General features: G+C 63.4%; 14 protein-coding genes and 1 riboswitch. Of the genes, 1 reads left to right on the plus strand and 13 read right to left on the minus strand.

The window, feature by feature from the left end:
* Positions 1-11: 11 nt before the first annotated feature.
* From C5F53_RS10785 to C5F53_RS10795, 3 genes are all read right to left on the minus strand, one after another.
* Positions 12-1,142 (minus strand): acyl-CoA dehydrogenase family protein, encoded by a 1,131-nt coding sequence (locus C5F53_RS10785; protein WP_105261370.1) that lies wholly within the window; start codon positions 1,140-1,142, stop codon positions 12-14.
* Positions 1,143-1,180: 38 nt separating this feature from the next.
* Positions 1,181-1,864 carry an SDR family oxidoreductase gene (locus C5F53_RS10790; protein WP_105261371.1) on the minus strand — a complete coding sequence of 228 codons (684 nt, stop codon included), beginning with the start codon at positions 1,862-1,864 and terminating at the stop codon, positions 1,181-1,183.
* A gap of 157 nt (positions 1,865-2,021) precedes the next feature.
* A complete protein-coding gene (locus C5F53_RS10795; RefSeq protein WP_105261372.1) occupies positions 2,022-3,203 on the minus strand; it encodes an acetyl-CoA C-acyltransferase in 1,182 nt (393 codons plus the stop codon).
* 121 nt (positions 3,204-3,324) lie between these two features.
* Here C5F53_RS10795 and C5F53_RS10800 point away from each other — a divergent pair, with 121 nt between their 5' ends.
* Positions 3,325-4,815: a Do family serine endopeptidase gene (locus C5F53_RS10800; protein WP_236635341.1), complete on the plus strand. Its 1,491-nt coding sequence runs from the start codon at positions 3,325-3,327 to the stop codon at positions 4,813-4,815.
* Positions 4,816-4,878: 63 nt separating this feature from the next.
* Here C5F53_RS10800 and C5F53_RS20120 read toward each other — a convergent pair whose 3' ends face one another.
* From C5F53_RS20120 to C5F53_RS10850, 10 genes are all read right to left on the minus strand, one after another.
* A complete protein-coding gene (locus tag C5F53_RS20120) occupies positions 4,879-5,448 on the minus strand; it encodes a hypothetical protein (RefSeq protein WP_146097340.1) in 570 nt (189 codons plus the stop codon).
* A gap of 29 nt (positions 5,449-5,477) precedes the next feature.
* Positions 5,478-6,977, minus strand: coding sequence for a bifunctional hydroxymethylpyrimidine kinase/phosphomethylpyrimidine kinase (gene thiD, locus C5F53_RS20505; RefSeq protein WP_161499923.1), 1,500 nt, complete (start codon positions 6,975-6,977; stop codon positions 5,478-5,480).
* A gap of 37 nt (positions 6,978-7,014) precedes the next feature.
* On the minus strand, positions 7,015-7,911 hold the full coding sequence (locus C5F53_RS10815) for a thiazole synthase (RefSeq protein WP_105261375.1): 897 nt from the start codon (positions 7,909-7,911) through the stop codon (positions 7,015-7,017).
* Positions 7,912-7,915: 4 nt separating this feature from the next.
* Entirely contained in the window at positions 7,916-8,143 is a 228-nt protein-coding gene (thiS, locus tag C5F53_RS10820; protein ID WP_105261376.1) for a sulfur carrier protein ThiS, read from the minus strand.
* Positions 8,140-9,186 (minus strand): FAD-dependent oxidoreductase, encoded by a 1,047-nt coding sequence (locus C5F53_RS10825; RefSeq protein WP_105261377.1) that lies wholly within the window; start codon positions 9,184-9,186, stop codon positions 8,140-8,142. Before C5F53_RS10825 ends, thiS begins: the two co-directional genes overlap by 4 nt.
* Positions 9,187-9,188: 2 nt before the next feature.
* A complete protein-coding gene (thiC, locus tag C5F53_RS10830) occupies positions 9,189-11,078 on the minus strand; it encodes a phosphomethylpyrimidine synthase ThiC (RefSeq protein WP_105261378.1) in 1,890 nt (629 codons plus the stop codon).
* An 89-nt stretch (positions 11,079-11,167) separates the two neighbouring features.
* A riboswitch (TPP riboswitch) is annotated at positions 11,168-11,268 on the minus strand.
* A gap of 40 nt (positions 11,269-11,308) precedes the next feature.
* Positions 11,309-11,962, minus strand: a complete 654-nt coding sequence (locus C5F53_RS10835) for a hypothetical protein (protein ID WP_146097342.1) — start codon at positions 11,960-11,962, stop codon at positions 11,309-11,311.
* Between the two features lie 12 nt (positions 11,963-11,974).
* Complete coding sequence (gene aceK, locus C5F53_RS10840; RefSeq protein WP_105261380.1) at positions 11,975-13,807, minus strand: bifunctional isocitrate dehydrogenase kinase/phosphatase; 1,833 nt, start codon at positions 13,805-13,807, stop codon at positions 11,975-11,977.
* Positions 13,808-13,873: 66 nt separating this feature from the next.
* Positions 13,874-14,539: a carbonate dehydratase gene (can, locus tag C5F53_RS10845; RefSeq protein ID WP_105261381.1), complete on the minus strand. Its 666-nt coding sequence runs from the start codon at positions 14,537-14,539 to the stop codon at positions 13,874-13,876.
* Between the two features lie 9 nt (positions 14,540-14,548).
* Positions 14,549-16,564, minus strand: coding sequence for an LTA synthase family protein (locus tag C5F53_RS10850; protein ID WP_105261382.1), 2,016 nt, complete (start codon positions 16,562-16,564; stop codon positions 14,549-14,551).
* Positions 16,565-16,567 lie beyond the last annotated feature (3 nt).

Raw genomic sequence — 16,567 nt, forward strand, 5'->3', positions numbered from 1 at the left:
TACCAAAAGACTCAGCCCAGCGCGCGCTGGATGATGATCTTCTGCACGTCGCTCGTGCCTTCGTAAATCTGGCACACGCGCACATCGCGGTAGATGCGCTCCACCGGGAAGTCGCTCACATAGCCGTAGCCACCCAGGGTCTGGATGGCGGCACTGCAGACGCGCTCGGCCATTTCGCTGGCAAACAGCTTGGCCATGGCAGCCTCTTTCAGACACGGACGGCCTGCATCGCGCAGTGCCGCGGCATGCCAGATGAGCTGGCGCGCGGCCTCGATCTGTGTGGCGCATTCGGCCAGACGAAAGCCCACGGCCTGGTGGTTGAAGATGGGTTGGCCAAAGCTCTGTCGGTCCTTGGCATAGGCCACGGCCACATCAAACGCGCTGCGCGCCATGCCCACGCTTTGCGCGGCAATGCCAATGCGCCCGCCCTCCAACCCGCCCAGGGCGATGCCATAGCCCTCGCCCTCTTTGCCAATCAAGTTCTCGGCCGGGATGCGGCAGTTGTCAAAGTTGATCTGCGCGGTGTCGCTGCTGTGCTGGCCGAGCTTGTCTTCCAGCCGCGCCACCACATAGCCGGGCGCGTTGGTGGGCACCAGGAATGCGCTCATGCCCTTCTTGCCCGCCCCCTTGTCGGTGACTGCGATGACGATGGCCACATCGCCATGCTTGCCGCTGGTGATGAATTGCTTGACGCCGTTGATGACGTAGCTGTCGCCATCCCTCACGGCCGTGGTGCGGAGTGACGACGCATCGCTGCCCACATGCGGCTCGGTCAGGCAGAAGGCGCCCAGCAGTTGGCCCTGCGCCAGCGGCTCCAACCATTGCTTGTGCTGCTGCGCGTTGCCGTATTTCATGAGGATGGCGTTGACCGGGCAGTTGGTCACGCTGATGACCGTGCTGGTGCCGCCGTCGCCCGCGGCAATTTCTTCCAGCACCAGCGCCAGCGTCACATAGTCCAGCCCCGCGCCGCCCTGGTGCTCAGGTACGCAGATCCCATAGGCACCCAGCGCGGCCAGCCCCTGGTGGGCGGCCTTGGGAAAGGTGTGGTCCTTGTCCCACTGGGCGGCATTCGGCCAGAGTTCGGCCTGCGCAAAGGCGCGTACGGCGTCGCGCACCATTTCCTGGTCTTGGGTCAGCAGCATGGGGTTTGTTTCTCTCGGGTCGTTATGGTTTGTGGGACTTACCAGCTAGAGAAGGGCGTGCCGTCCCAGCGCAGGTAGGGCACATCGCTGCAGGCAAAACCGGTCTTACCCGTTTTGCGCGCGGCCACGGTGGCGCGAATGGCGGCCACGCTTTCCTCGGGCAGCAAGGGCGCATCGGGGGTGCCCATGTCGGTGCGCACCCAGCCGGGGTGGATCAGAAGAAACTGGGCCTTCGGGTAGTCGGGCTGCGCGGCCACCACGGCCATATTGAGGGCGGCCTTGCTCACGTGGTAAACCCAGCCATGGCTGCTTTGCACGCCGCCAATCTGCGCGAAGTCGCTGGTCAAAAACACGAACTGCCCGTGCGCCTCTTCCACCCAGGGCGCAACCTGTGGCAGCGCTTGCATGGCGCCCAGCACGTTGGCGTGCATCATGGAATCGAACGCCTGTTGCGTGGGCGGGGACTTGGCGTCCTCGTCGGAGAACACGCCGGCCACGTAATAGGCCACATCAATCTTTTCACCATCCAGCTGCCAGCTCAGGCCGCTGACGCTGGCAGGGTTGCTCACATCCAGCTTCATGGCCTGGGCCCCCAGATCGCGCAGGCGCGCCAGCCCCGCCTCGTCACGCGCGGTGGCGATCACGCGCTCACCGGCATCCAGGTACTGGCGCACCAGCTCCAGGCCAATGCCGCGCGATGCGCCTATTACAAAAACAGTCATGCTCACTCCAAGTTAGTGGCGCCCGCTATGCAGGGGTGCGGAGTGCCGGGGGCCTCATACTGCCAAACGCGCAGAAATCGGCCCCCGACACTCCGCACCCCTGCATGGTCATTTAGCATCCTAGCCCACGCAGAACAAGCGCGAGCAGCTCCTCAATTTATAGCAACTCCAGCGCCAACGCGGTGGCTTCACCACCACCAATGCACAAAGTTGCCACGCCCCTCTTCAGGCCACGTGCCTTCAGCGCGTGGATCAAAGTCACCATGATGCGCGCACCGGACGCGCCAATCGGATGGCCCAGTGCGCAGGCGCCGCCGTTCACGTTCACCTTGTCGTGCGGAATATGCAGCTCGGCCATCAGCGCCATGGGCACCACGGCAAAGGCTTCGTTGATTTCCCACAGGTCCACGTCTTCTACCTTCCAGCCGGCCTTGGCCAGCAGCTTTTGCGTAGCACCTACGGGGGCGGTGGCAAACCAGTTGGGCTCTTGCGCGTGGGTGGCGTGGGCCACGATGCGGGCCAACGGCTTGCAGCCCAGTTCGGCGGCGGTGCCGGCGCGCATCATCACCATGGCCGCAGCCCCGTCGTTGATGGAACTGCTGCTGGCGGCGGTGATGGTGCCGTCTCTTTTGAACGCGGCCTTGAGCGTGGGGATCTTGTCGAATTTGATCTTTCCAGGGCCTTCGTCCACGCTGATCTGTACCTCGCCTGCGCGGGTCTTCACGGTCACGGGGGTGATTTCCGCCTCAAACGCTCCACTTTTAATCGCTGCTTGCGCACGCTGCACGCTGGTGGTGGCGAAGTTGTCTTGTTGTTCGCGGGTGAAGCTGTACTTGGCAGCGCAGTCTTCGCCAAAGGTGCCCATGGAGCGGCCGGCCTCGTAGGCATCTTCCAGGCCGTCCAGCATCATGTGGTCCATCACGCGGTCGTGGCCGATGCGGATGCCGCAGCGGCCCTTGAGCAGCAGGTGTGGCGCGTTGGTCATGCTTTCCATGCCGCCTGCCACCAGCACATCGTGGCTGCCGGCCAGCAGCATGTCGTGCGCAAACATGGCTGCGCGCATGCCGGAGCCGCACATCTTGCTCAAGGTGACCGCGCCCGCGCTCTTGGGCAGGCCGCCCTTAAACGCCGCCTGGCGCGCAGGCGCCTGGCCCTGGCCCGCCATCAGGCAGTTGCCAAACAGCACTTCAGTGACCAGCTCCGGGCTGATGCCCGCGCGCTGCACGGCAGCCTGGATGGCGGCACCGCCCAGGTCATGGGCGGCAAGGCTGGAGAAATCGCCCTGAAAGGCCCCCATGGGGGTGCGGGCGGCGCTGACGATCACGATGGAGTCTGGCATGGTGTTCCTCGGTTGGCAGGGGTTGAACGCAATTGACGTTTACGTAAACGTCAATTGTGGCAGAAAAAACTTTACCGCGGCTTCACCTGCGGCACACACGTCTTCATGCAGGCACTGCACCATGGGTCACATGAAAGCCTTTGCCCCTTCCCTGCCGCACCTGGCGCGCACCGCCCTCCTCGCCCTGGCCAGCGCCAGCCTCTTGGCCACCGGCTATGCGCAAACCGCCAGCCCCAGCAGTGCGCCGCCACCGACCATCCGCACGCTGGGCACGCCCGACTTCACACAGATCGTCCAGCGCTACGGCCCGGCCGTGGTCAACATCAGCGTGAGCGGTACGCGGCTCATCACGGCCGACAGCAAGGACAGTGGCACCAACGCCAAAGGCGCTGACAGCGAAGACCCCACGCAGCTGTTTCTGCGTAAGTTCCAGGAGCAGTTTGGTGCCACCGGCGCCAGCATGCAGATTCCGGTGAGTGGGCGCGCCTCGGGCTTCATCGTCAGCGCCGATGGCCTGGTGCTGACCAATGCCCACGTCATCGCCCATGCCAGCGAAGTCACCGTCAAGCTGACCGACCGGCGCGAGTTCAAGGCCAAGGTGCTGGGCAGCGACGCCAAGACCGATGTGGCCGTGCTCAAGCTCGAGGCGAGCAACTTGCCGACCGTCGCCATCGGCAAGCCGGCCGACCTGAGCGTGGGTGAGTGGGTGCTGGCCATTGGCTCGCCCTTTGGGCTAGACAACACGGTGACCACCGGCGTGGTCAGCGCCAAGAGCCGCACCCTACCGGATGACTACACCGTGCCCTTCATCCAGACCGATGCGGCCATCAACCCCGGTAACTCGGGCGGCCCGCTGTTCAACGCGCGTGGCGAGGTGATAGGTATCAACTCCCAGATCTACACCCGTAGCGGCGGCTACCAGGGCCTGAGCTTTGCCATCCCTATCGACCTGGCGCAATCGGTGCAGCGCCAGATCGTCGCCACGGGCCATGCCTCACACGGGGTGCTGGGTGTCTCGGTGCAAGAAGTGAACCAGGCGCTGGCCGATGCGTTCAAACTGCCCCGCCCCGTCGGCGCACTGATCTCAGACGTGCGCACGGACACGGCCGCGGCCAAAGCGGGTTTACAGATTGGTGATGTGATTGTGGGCATCGATGGCCACGCCATCCTGGCGTCCAGCGACTTGCCTTTGTGGGTGGCTATGGCATTGCCGGGCCAGCAGATGCAGATCGACGTATTGCGCAACGGCCGGGCCATCCAGGTGCTCGCCACGCTGGAAGACCCCAGCACGGCCAAACCGGCGGCCGACGCGCGGCCCAACGTCCCCGTACTACCCCAACTGGGCCTGGCCGTGCGCCCCCTGCTGCCCGTGGAACAACGCGCCGCCGAAGCGCGCCACGGCCTGATGATCGAAGGCGTTCAGCCGGAAGCCGATAAGGCCGGCATCGCTCCCGGCGACATCCTGCTGGCCATCAACCATATGCCCGTCACGTCCGTGGAGCAGGCCCGCGCGCTGCTGGCGCAGGTCAAGGGGTCGGTGGCGCTGCTGGTGCAGCATGGAGGGGAGAAGAATTTTGTTGCGATGGGGATAAAGACTGAGACCGGGCACTAAAGCTGAACGAACAATACCGGTTAATCCGCAACCAAGAATGGCGCGACTAGCTCGATCGGACAGCTACTCCTCGCTCGCGGAACCGGTCATTTCTGCAGCCGCAGCATGGCGCGCTGGCTCACCTCTGTACAAGCGCTCGGCTTCTGCACGAAGTTGAAGTATTTGCTGTTCGAGCAGGCCAACGTATTGCTGAAATGTATTTTCAAAGTCCGGATTTATATTAATTTCAGACTCGGGGCTGACAAGGGGCCACATCTCTCTGGCAGCGCGCCTTGCATTGAGCAATGCGTCGAACGGGACCTCAGCTTGAATCGCGTCGAGTGGATAGGATTGGATTGCATCAGCGAGCTCTTTGAATCGCGAGCTTGGTTCGGCCGGATGGCCCAGTGGCCAGCGTTCCAACTTCCGCTTTTCTAAACGAGCCTCGACCGCAGAATCTTTGAGATGAATCAGTAGCCTCGCAAGACCGTCATGTGCGCGAGCTTCCCGCTCCGAAATCTCCATACGATTACGCCGTACCTGCCAAACAACTGCCACGGCACCAACAATCATCGCAATGGCCCCGACCCCTGCTTGTGTCCATGCAGCCCAATCAGAACTGGACAAATTCGAGAGTACGCAAAGTTCGTTCATAGTGTGAATTTCCTATTTTGAGTCTCAGTCTATAGGAGCAACCTCTCAAACCGCTGCATCAACGCCTTGCACGCCGCCTCGGGATCACCCGCCTTCGTTATCGCCGAAATCACCGCCGCACTGGCAGCGCCCGTCGCGGCCACATCTGCCACATTACTCGCATCAATGCCTGCAATGCCGACCACGGGCATTGGCAGCACATGCGCCCAGTAGCGCAGGTTGTCCAATCCCTGGGGGATCCAGGGCATGTCTTTGCTCTGCGTGGCGAAGATGGGGCCGCAAGCGATGTAGCTGGGGCGCAGGGCCCAGGCACGGGCGACTTCCCAGTAGCTGTGGGTGCTTAGGCCCAGGCGCACGCCGGCTGCTCTCAGGGCGTCCAGGTCCACGGTGTCCAGGTCTTCCTGGCCCAGGTGCACGCCATAGGCGCCATGCTGCAGGGCGAGTTGCCAGTGGTCGTTGATGAAGAGTTGTGCGCCCGGAGTCGCATTCGCGATGGCGATGCTCTCTGCAATCTGCGCGGCCAGCGTGGGCTCGGCGGGGTCTTTGATGCGCAACTGCACGGTGCGAATACCAGCGGCCAACACGCGGCGTACCCAGGCGGCGCTATCCACCACGGCGTAGACGCCCAGAGCCGGGTTGCTCAGATCGGGAAAGGCCGTCTGCGCGGCGGGTTGCGCCTGCAGCCACGGCAGGTTGTCGGCGTGCTGCGCAAAGTCTGGCAAGGCCTGCACGGGGCCCGCGCCTTGCCCTGCGGCATAGGCGTGGCGCAGGGCGTGCGTGGTGGCCATCTTGGCCAGCACCACCGCATCGGCCACGCAGTAGCCACTGGCCAGCGCGGCGGCGACTGTTGAAGCAAAGGTACAGCCGGTGCCGTGGTGGTGCGGAGTGTCCACGCGCGGCAGGCTGAGCCAGCCGCAGGCTTGTGGGCTGCTGAACCAGTCGCTGGCCAAGCCGTTGGCCCTCGCGTCGTCACCACCGGTAATGACCACCGAGGGTTGTCCCACTTCATATGTTTGTCCCACACGCAGGCATAGGCGTTCGGCCTCCGCGCGGTTGGGCGTGACCAGCGTGGCGCGTGGCAACAGCTTTTGCAGGTAGGCCTGCACCAAGGCATCCCCTGCAAAGCTGGCCCCGGTGGTCGAGCCCAGTACCGGGTCCACCACCAGCGCCACGGGCTGGCCCTGCGCGCGCAGTCGGTCCACCCATTGGCAAACCACGTGCAGGTTCTCCACGCTGCCCAGCAGGCCGGTCTTGATGGCCTGAGGCAGCAGGTCCGCAGCAAGGGCTGCCAGTTGCGCGTCCAGCAACTCGGCGCTGACCGGCTCCACGCGCGTAACGGCCACGGAGTTCTGTGCGGTGAGGGCGGCCACGGCCGTACAGCCATGAACACCAAACGCCTGCAGCGCCTTGAGGTCGGCCTGCAGGCCGGCACCGGAGCCCGAATCCGAACCCGCAATGCTCCAGACCACGGGGCGTGCGCCGGCAGCCACCGGGGGAGTTTCAGTACTTAAAGTGCTTCTGGAGCTCATAGGCATTGCGCGAGTAGCTTCTTTTTTCATAGCAACCTCAGAGCAAAATAGGATGGCCGGCGACGGGCGTGGAGGCCACAGCCATGTCTTGGCGGGCCATGACGCCAGCTTCAAACGCGAGGCGGCCAGACTCGATCCCGAGCTTGAACGCACGCGCCATGCGCACCGGGTCCACCGCGTGGGCCACGGCGCTGTTAAGCAGCACGGCGTCCAGCCCCAGCTCCATGGCCTGCACGGCGTCGGCAGGTGAGCCTATGCCTGCGTCCACGATGAGCGGCACGCCGGGCAGCCGGGCGCGCAGGGTGCGCAGCGCGCCGGGATTCACCAGCCCCTGGCCCGAACCGATGGGTGCACCCCAGGGCATGAGGATGTTGCAGCCCGCGTCCAGCAGGCGCTGGCAGCTCACCAGGTCGTCCATGCAGTAGGGGAAGACTTCGAAGCCGTCTTTCACCAACTGCGTGGCGGCGGCCAGCAACTCAAACGGGTCGGGCTGCAGGGTGTGGGCGTCGCCCACCACTTCGAGCTTGATCCACGTGGTGTCGAACAACTCGCGTGCCATGTGGGCCAGCGTGATGGCTTCGCGTGCGGTGTGGCAGCCGGCGGTGTTGGGCAGCAGGTGGGCGCCGGTGGCTTTCACCAGGACAAAGAAGTCCCCTGCTTCTGCGCCATGGGCGAGTTGGCGGCGCAAGCCCATAGTGACGACCTGTGCTCCAGAAGCGGCGATGGCGTCCTGCAGCAATTGGGGCGATGGGTAGCTGGCGGTGCCTAGGAAGAAGCGGCTGGTGAGGGTGCGGCCGCCGATGTGCCATTGGCTCTGGTCATGGGAGCGACTGGGAGGCCGGACGTTCTGCTCCGTGTCCCCCGCCCGCGCTGCGGGCTCCTCCTTTACCTGCGCAGAACGCCCGACCTCCCAGTCTCTTGGTGTTGCGGACATTTGCTTAACCTCCTTCTATCGGTTGGAAAGTCAGGATGGTGTCGCCCTCGGCCAATGGCTGTTGCGCGCGCAGGCTGCGCGGTACGAAGTTGCCGTTGACGGCAGTTGCCAGGGCTGCAGGTAGCACGCCGCGTGCATCCACCCAGGCTTGCAGGGTGCGGGCAGTAGTGTTTTCCGGGTTGCCGTTCACCACCACGGTGATGGTGGGCAGTGCAGTGTCTGTTGTACTCATAGCGATAACTCGTGCAGGGCCTGCTCCACCAGGGCGGGGGCGATGAGCCAGCCGTGGCGGAAGAGGCCGTTGATTTCTGTTTTGCCTGCGCGGTGGCGCACCACGGGCAGGTTGTCGGGCAGCGCGGGGCGCAGGTTGGTCTCCGAATGCAGCACGCGTGCTTCGGCCAGTGCGGGGATGGCGCTGTGGGCGGCGCTCAGCAGTTCCAGCGTGCTGCGCAGCGACACGGGCGAGCGGTCCTCACTCTCGATCTCGCTGGCGCCGACTACGATGACATCGCCGGGCCGCGGCACCAGGTAGACCGAATGGCGTGGATGCAGCAGGCGCACGGGGCGGTGCAACTGCACGCCGGGCGCGTGCAGCCAGAACACTTCACCACGTACGCCGCGCACGGGCAGTGCGGGCTTGGCGCCCACACCGCGCACGTCGAAGACATGGTCAAAGCGGTGCTGTGCATCACCCACGCGCAAAACACTCGCCTCCACCGCACTCACCGTCGTGCCCCAATGCCATTGCACACCCTGCGCCGTGGCCTGCGCCGCCAGGGCCTGCAGCGCCTGGATCGGATGGATTTTCCCTTCACACGGCAGCAGCCAGGCCAGTGCCGGGCCGCTGATACTGGGCTCTAGTTCGCGCAACTGCGCGGGCGTCAGGGGCTGCGGCTGGTATGGCGCATCCGCCTTGGCCTGCAGCAACCCGACCACGCGTTGGGCGGCGCCTGCATCGCTGCGGTGGGCCAGCAGCAGGCTGCCCTGCATACGCAGCTCCACGGGTTGATCCAAACCTTGCACGATCTGAGGCCACAGCGCGCAGGAGCGTATACCCAGCGCAAACACCTCGGCACCCGCGCGCTCCAGCTCGGCCACGGGACTCAACATGCCCGCGGCAGTCCAACCCGCAGCCAGCGAGCCCGAGTCCGCGCGCGGACCGGGACCGGATGCGGGGTCGAACACCTGCACCGCGTGGCCCGCGCGGCTGAGCGTGTACGCCAGCAGCCGCCCGAGCACGCCCGCGCCGACAATGCCGATGCGTTTGGCGGCCACGGTCAGGCCTTGGTGTCTTCTGCCCTGGCGATGGGGATATAAATTTCCCCGCCCACCTTCTTGAACTCGTCGGACATCACGTCCATGCCCGACTGCAGCGCCTGCTCTTCGCTCACGCCCAGGTTCTTGGCGTAGTCGCGCACTTCCTGTGTGATCTTCATGCTGCAGAACTTGGGGCCGCACATGGAGCAGAAATGCGCCACCTTAGCGCCCTCGGCAGGCAGGGTTTCATCGTGAAACTGCTTGGCGGTTTCCGGGTCCAGCGAGAGGTTGAACTGGTCCATCCAGCGGAACTCGAAGCGCGCCTTGGACAACGCGTCATCCCGCGCCCGCACGCCGGGGTGGCCCTTGGCCACATCGGCCACGTGGGCGGCAATCTTGTAGGTGATGATGCCGACCTTCACGTCTTCGCGGTCCGGCAGGCCCAGATGTTCCTTGGGTGTGACGTAGCAGAGCATGGCGGTGCCGAACCAGCCAATCATGGCCGCGCCAATGCCGCTGGTGATGTGGTCGTAGCCCGGCGCAATGTCCGTGGTTAGTGGGCCCAGGGTGTAGAACGGGGCCTCACCACAGTGCTTGAGCTGCTCGGTCATATTGGCCTGCACCATGTGCATGGGCACGTGGCCAGGGCCTTCGATCATCACCTGCACATCCTGCTGCCAGGCCTTGTGCGTGAGCTCGCCCAGCGTACGCAGCTCGGCAAACTGCGCCTCGTCGTTCGCATCGGCACCGCTGCCGGGGCGCAGGCCATCACCCAGCGAGTAGCTCACGTCATACGCCTTCATGATCTCCGTCATCTCATCGAAGTGGGTGTAGATGAAGTTCTCTTTATGGTGCGCAATGCACCACTTGGCCATGATGGAGCCGCCGCGCGAGACAATGCCGGTCACGCGGTTGGCCGTCAGGTGGATGAAGGGCAGGCGTACGCCAGCGTGCACTGTGAAGTAGTCCACGCCCTGCTCGGCCTGTTCGATCAGCGTGTCGCGGAAGATCTCCCAGGTCAGGTCTTCGGCAATGCCACCCACCTTCTCCAGCGCCTGGTAGATCGGCACGGTGCCGATGGGAACGGGGCTGTTGCGCACGATCCAGTCGCGCGTGGTGTGGATGTTTTTGCCGGTGGACAGATCCATCACGGTGTCTGCGCCCCAGCGGATGGACCAGACCAGCTTTTCCACTTCTTCCTCGATGCTAGAGGTGACGGCCGAGTTGCCAATGTTGGCGTTGATCTTCACCAGGAAGTTGCGGCCAATGGCCATGGGTTCCAGCTCGGTGTGGTTGATGTTAGCGGGGATGATGGCGCGGCCGCGCGCGACCTCATCGCGCACAAACTCGGGCGTTACCACCTTGGGGATGCTGGCGCCAAAGCTGTTGCCGGCCAGGCGTGCTTCGCGCTCGGCATTGCCCAGGTACTGCGCCTGCCATTCCAGATTCTGGTTCTCGCGCAGGGCCACGTACTCCATCTCGGGGGTGACGATGCCTTTGCGGGCGTAGTGCAACTGCGTCACGTTGGCACCGCTGCGCGCGCGGCGTGGCTGGCGCTGCAGGCCGGCGGCCTGGGCACGCAGGGCGGCCAGGGCATCGGTCTCACCGTTCTTGAGGCCGTCATCCAGCGCAAAGGGTTTGCGGCCTTCGTACAACTCAGTGTCGCCCCGGCCGTCCACCCAGCCCTGGCGCACCAGCGGCAGGCCCTGGCGCACGTCGATGTTGGCACGCGGGTCGGTGTAGGGGCCGGAGGTGTCGTACACCGTGATGGCTTCGCCATTGCTCTGCAAAATTTCGCGCAACGGCACCTGGATGTCAGGGCGGCTGCCTTGCAGATAACGTTTGGTGGAAGCGGGAAGCGGTTCGCGCGTCAGGCGAATGAACTGGGCGAGTTTGTCGGGTGCGTTCACGGGAGTTCTCCGGTTAAGACCCGAAGACTCAGAGAAAAAACACGGCTCCGCAAACTGATGAGAAAAGACGCCGCCCGGACGGCATTCGGCCGTCGGCTGCGCTGCACTTCTTACGCTGGTATGAACCAGATCAAGTTCGCGGGTTCGGTATCCATCTCAGCGCAACCATTGCGCACCCCGGGCAGGGCGGAGTGTACGCCAAGTCACACGCCGCCCGCCAAGGCCAGCGCTCAGGGGCGCGGCATTTTCGCGCTCAGCGCTTTGATGAAGTTGGGGTCCAATTCGCGCGCACGTGGCGTCTTTTCGGCCAGCAGAATCTTCTCCCATGCGTCCCGGTACCGTTCGACCACGAAGTAGCTGATCGCCCAGTTTTGCAGGTTCAACGTGTGGTCAGGCGCCTTGGCAAAGATGCGTGCAAATTCCGGCCAGGTGGCCTTCAACTCGGCCTCGCTGTCCGCCAGTTGAGCCTTGGTACGCACATAGTCCACTTGAAAATCGATGTCTTTAGACATCGATTTTGCGGCCTCCTCAAACAGCTCGCGACCAGAGGCTATGCGCTGTCTGCTCATCTCAATCACAGCCATGCCCCACAGGGCAGATCCATCCTCCGGATTTAGCAACCACGCCTGATTGAAGCGACGCATGGCGTCGTCCAGCTTGCCTCCACGTAGCAACGTCCACCCCCTCGCAGCGACTTCGTTGGCCGCTTTCACACGGTCATTGCCAAATGCCTTGTCTGCACCCGCCAGAAATTCCGCATCCGCCGCCAGCTGTGCAGGATTTTTCGTCTGTCCACCGTATTTGGGTTGCAAATTATTTTGTGCCTGCGACCACAGGCTGGCCATACAGAGCAGCGCACACACCAGTAAATTTCTGAATTTCATCGTCCCGCCCCATCACACTTTGTTGATAAACCTCTTTTCCCGCTCATACGGAAACACATCATGCACATACCCCGCCGCAATCCGCTCTTTCTGCGTCTGCCAGAAGGCAGGGTCCAGCAGGTTGGCGTGGTATTGCATGAAGACTTCGCGTACCAGGGGGTTGCCCAGTAGAAAGGGGGCGAAGGTTTCGGGGAATACGTCGTGCGGGCCGACGCGGTACCAGATCTCGCCGGACATTTCCTCTTCCTCGTTACGCGGCTCGGGCACCTTGCGGAAGTTGCAGTCGGTCAGGTATTCGATCTCGTCGTAGTCGTAAAACACGACCTGGCTGTTGCGCGTGATACCGAAGTTCTTCCACAACATGTCGCCGGGGAAAATGTTGGCGGCCACCATGTCCTTGATGGCGTAGCCGTAGTCGATGACGGCGCGGGTGATCTGCTCACGTGCGCGCTGCGCGGCCGGGCTGGTGTTGGCGGGGTCGGCACCGCCGGCGTCAAACGCCTCTTGCAAGTACATATTGAGCGGGATCATGCGCCGCTCGATGTAGAGGTGTTGGATGATGACCTCGGTTTGGTCGTCCCCATCGCGGTCGCTGATTTCGATCTGGCTGGGGGCGAACTGCAACAACTCGGCCATCAGCACGTCGCTGAAGCGCTCGCGTGGGAAGGCCACGTCGCCATAGTCCAGCGTGTCGGCCATGCGGCCCACGCGGTCGTGCTGCTTGACCAACTGGTACTTGGCCTTGACCTGATCCCGAGTGGTCTCTTTCTGGTGCGGAAAGTAGTCCTTGATGACCTTGAACACATAGGGGTAGCTGGGCAGGTCGAACACCAGCATCACCATGCCCTTGATACCCGCTGCAATACGGAACTGGTCGGTGCTGTGCTGCAGATGGTGCAAAAAGTCGCGGTAGAACAGCGTCTTGCCCTGTTTGGCCAGCCCCAGCGCGTTGTAGAGCTCGTTGCGCGGCTTGCGCGGCATCATGCTGCGCAGAAACTGCACGTAAGCGCTGGGTATCTCCATGTCCACCATGAAATAGGCACGCGCAAAACTGAACAGGCGCAGCAAGTCATCCTCACCAAACAGCGCCGCGTCGATGCGCAGCTTGCCATTCGGGCCATGCAGCACGGGCAGCGCAAAGCCGTGTTCCACAAAGCCGTTGATGAGTTTGCCGATGATGTAACAACCCTTGTTGCGGAAGAACAAGTTGGACAGCACCTGCACCTGGAAGTTGGCGCGCAGCTTCACGTCGCCCAGCTGGGTGCGCATCACCTCGCTCACCCGGGTGGCGTCACGCTCCAAGTCGTCAAAGGGCACACGCAAATCAAAGTCTTGCACCATGCGCAGCAGCTGGGCCTGCACCTCGTCCTGCGCGGGGTAATAACTGCGGTAGGTGGGACGGTGGCTGGGGCGGCCGGAGGACACCAGGTTTTCGATGTACTCGGTGCTGACCGCGGGGCGCACAAAGATGAAGTCGTTCTGAAAATAGCTGCGGTGCAGGATCTTGGTGGTGACCGAGTTGAAGAAGGTCTCGGCCAGCTCGGGCTGGTGGTGGTCCACCAGCAGGCCAATGTAATGCAGCTTGATCTGCTGCCACACGTCCATGCCCTGCTCACCCGCCTTGAATTCACGCTCCAGCCGCTTGGAGCACTCTTTCACCCGCAGGTCGTAAAACTCGATGCGCTCGCGCTGGGCGCGCTGCTGGCCATGCCAGTCAGCCACCTCAAAGCGGTGTTTGGCGCGGGCACTTTCCGCGCGGAACAGCTGGTAGTGGCGGTTAAAACCATCCAGCATCGCGCGGGCGATGTCGTAAGCGACCGAGGAATCGAGCCGGGTGGGGAACATGTTGCGCCCTAATCGCTATCAATTAAATAGCTGCTCGCGCATATTCCACGGGCGCTAGAAGCTTATTTATCTTAAATTTCTGGGCATCAGGCGCACGCCGGACACGGCTTCGCGGTAGAGCGACTCCAGGTCGTCCTGGCGTGCCACGGTCATGTGCAGGTCCTGCACCAGGCCGTCGTGCACACCGTAGACCCAGCCGTGCAGCGTCACATCCTGCTCGGCGGCCCAGGCGTCTTGCAGCACTGTGCTTTGCGCCACGTTGATGACCTGCTCGATCACATTGAGCTCGCACAGGGCCGCAGCCTTGCCATGCTCGGGGATCAGGTCCATCACATCGCGGTGGCGGTCTCGCACGTCCTGGATGTGGCGCAGCCAGTTGTCGGCCAGGCCAATACGCGCGCCTTCCAGTGCGGCCTGCACGCCCGAGCAGCCGTAGTGGCCCACCACCATGATGTGACGGACCTTGAGCCGTTCCACCGCGAACTGGATGGTGGACAGCGCGTTCAGATCGGAGTGCACCACCACGTTGGCCACGTTGCGGTGGACAAAAATTTCGCCAGGCGCCAGGCCGATGATCTCATTGGCGGGCACACGGCTGTCGGAGCAGCCAATCCACATGTATTTGGGCTTTTGCTGGTTGGCCAGCCCGGTGAAGAAGCCGGGACGGCTGCGCTCCATCTCGGCGGCCCATTCGCGGTTGCGGGAAAAGAGGTCGTTGAGTTTGTCAGTCATAGGCTTCTATTATTTCTTAAGTGAGATACGCACATGCCAGTCCAGAAGTCCGTACCGGGCACGTTCCTGCTGGTCGTCCAGCGCATTGAACTCGCACGCGCCAGCCGGCGCCTGGGCCCCGGTGCAGACAAACGAGCTGGGGTTACCGAGCTGCCACATGCCCTGGGCGTTGCGCGCATCCCCGGTAAAAAACATGGCGCGCGGCGCATTCATCGGGTCGGGCTGCGCGGGCAGCGGCTTGAGCAGGTTGCGCCCGGCGTTGATGTATGGCGCATCAATGCCCGCCAGCGGCAGCAGGGTGTTGAACATGTCGCGGTGGCTGGCGGGCTGGTCCAGCTGGTTGCCGCACTGGAGCTTGTTGCCCCAGATGACAAACGGCACTTGGCGCACCAGGTAGCGGCGGCTGGCCTCGGCATACACGCCAAAGGAGCGCACATTGTGGTCGCCGGTGCCGGCAATCAGCGTGCTGTCCTTGAGGGGGCCATTTTGAATCTCTTGCACAAAACCACCCAGCAGGTCGGCCGCGTAGTGGTAGCTGTCCAAGTTGGGGATCAGCGTCTCGGAGCTGGTTTCACCCTTCCACAGGCCCATGTCGCGTGGCACGCGCTGGTAGTCCGCCGGCAGGTCATACGGCGGGTGGTTGGTGCTGGTGAGCACAAACACAAACAGCGGTTTGTCGGGGGGCTGCGCCGCCATGCGTTTGCTCAGGTACTTGAAGACATAACTGTCCCACACGCCCCAAATGCCCAGCGTGGCCTCGGGGTAGGCTTCCTTCAGCGTGTTGGCGTCCACCACCTCGTCAAACCCCTGCACCTTGAGCACCCGGTTCAGGTCGCGCCAGCCCGAGCGGGCCGAGGTGACAAACAGGGTTTGGTAACCCGCGTCCTTGACCACCTTGGCCAGCGCCCAGGGAATCGGTTTGCGCCCCACGTCACCCAGCGTCAGCGGCGTGATGGGGGTGGAAAACAGGATAGCTTCCAGCGAGGGGTGGGTGCCCGCGTGGGCCGAGTCAAAGTTGCGAAAGTGGCAGGCTTTGCTCGGGTCGGTCAGCGTGGGCGCCAGGCGGCCCAACACGTCGAACTTCGGGCTCTGGTAGAGCATGGGCTCGGCGCTCCACGACTCCATGAGAAAAAACACCAGGTTCTTCTTGGCAGTGCCCATCGGCAGCGGGTCGTGCTGGTACAGCGCGGCCTTGACTTCATCGTCCGACCCCATGGGCAGCCCCAGCACCTGGGCTGCGGCCTGCGGCGATTCAAACCCCATGGCCTGGAGTCCGACCAGCGGGTCCGACAGGTTTTGCGATTGGCCCCGGCTGTCCCACGCGTACTTGAGGGCAATGATGCCGTTGGGCACCATGTCGTTGAGGAACTGCGAAGTGGTCACCGTCAAATGCTGGCGCTGCAGTGCCATCTGCCGCAAGGTGCCTTTGCCCGCAAACAACATGGCAAACAGCACCAGCAGCACCACTAACACTTTGGTCAGGGCATGGCGGGTCTGCAGCAGGGTATCGGGCTGCAGGCGCCGCACCAGCCCGCGGTGCAGCGCAATGGCAGCCCAGGTCAGGGCAGCCGCCAGCAGCAGGGTCCAGATGACCGGAAAGTCGCGCCAAATGGTTTCCAGCACGGCGGCGGTGTCGTCCTCCACCAGCCCAAACACCAAGGAGTCGATCGGCGTCTTGTAAAAACCAAAGTAGTGCAGATTGACCAGCGAGGCCATCACAAACACAAAGGCCACCCCACCGGCAATACGGGCCTGCACCTTGCCGGATACCCAAGGCAGCACCAGCAGCAGCAAAAAGCCGGCAATCGCGCTGACCTTCAGGTCAAAACGCAGCCCCTGGACCACTACAGCAGTCAGGTCCCCGCTGGAGGCCTGGTAACCGCTGGGCCAGAAATACGCCAGTTGCCCCAGCCGAATCAGGCTGAGTGCCAGCACCAGCGGCACCACCAGCACCCAAGCGCGCAGCAGGCCGCGCAGGGCGCCATGGAGAAGGGTTGTCAGGGTGCGGGTAATTGTGGACTTCATCAG

It is taken from the genome of Rhodoferax sp. TS-BS-61-7 (genome assembly GCF_002943465.1).
In the GTDB taxonomy this organism is placed as follows: domain Bacteria; phylum Pseudomonadota; class Gammaproteobacteria; order Burkholderiales; family Burkholderiaceae_C; genus Allorhodoferax.

Coding starts and splice junctions, on each gene's coding strand:
- aceK (WP_105261380.1), bottom strand. CDS start 13,807: ATGTTCCCCACCCGGCTCGATTCCTCGGTCGCTTACGACATCGCCCGC.
- can (WP_105261381.1), bottom strand. CDS start 14,539: ATGACTGACAAACTCAACGACCTCTTTTCCCGCAACCGCGAATGGGCC.
- C5F53_RS10835 (WP_146097342.1), bottom strand. CDS start 11,962: ATGAAATTCAGAAATTTACTGGTGTGTGCGCTGCTCTGTATGGCCAGC.
- C5F53_RS10790 (WP_105261371.1), bottom strand. CDS start 1,864: ATGACTGTTTTTGTAATAGGCGCATCGCGCGGCATTGGCCTGGAGCTG.
- C5F53_RS10800 (WP_236635341.1), top strand. CDS start 3,325: ATGGGTCACATGAAAGCCTTTGCCCCTTCCCTGCCGCACCTGGCGCGC.
- C5F53_RS10815 (WP_105261375.1), bottom strand. CDS start 7,911: ATGTCCGCAACACCAAGAGACTGGGAGGTCGGGCGTTCTGCGCAGGTA.
- C5F53_RS20120 (WP_146097340.1), bottom strand. CDS start 5,448: ATGAACGAACTTTGCGTACTCTCGAATTTGTCCAGTTCTGATTGGGCT.
- C5F53_RS10850 (WP_105261382.1), bottom strand. CDS start 16,564: ATGAAGTCCACAATTACCCGCACCCTGACAACCCTTCTCCATGGCGCC.
- C5F53_RS10795 (WP_105261372.1), bottom strand. CDS start 3,203: ATGCCAGACTCCATCGTGATCGTCAGCGCCGCCCGCACCCCCATGGGG.
- thiS (WP_105261376.1), bottom strand. CDS start 8,143: ATGAGTACAACAGACACTGCACTGCCCACCATCACCGTGGTGGTGAAC.
- thiD (WP_161499923.1), bottom strand. CDS start 6,977: ATGAGCTCCAGAAGCACTTTAAGTACTGAAACTCCCCCGGTGGCTGCC.
- C5F53_RS10785 (WP_105261370.1), bottom strand. CDS start 1,142: ATGCTGCTGACCCAAGACCAGGAAATGGTGCGCGACGCCGTACGCGCC.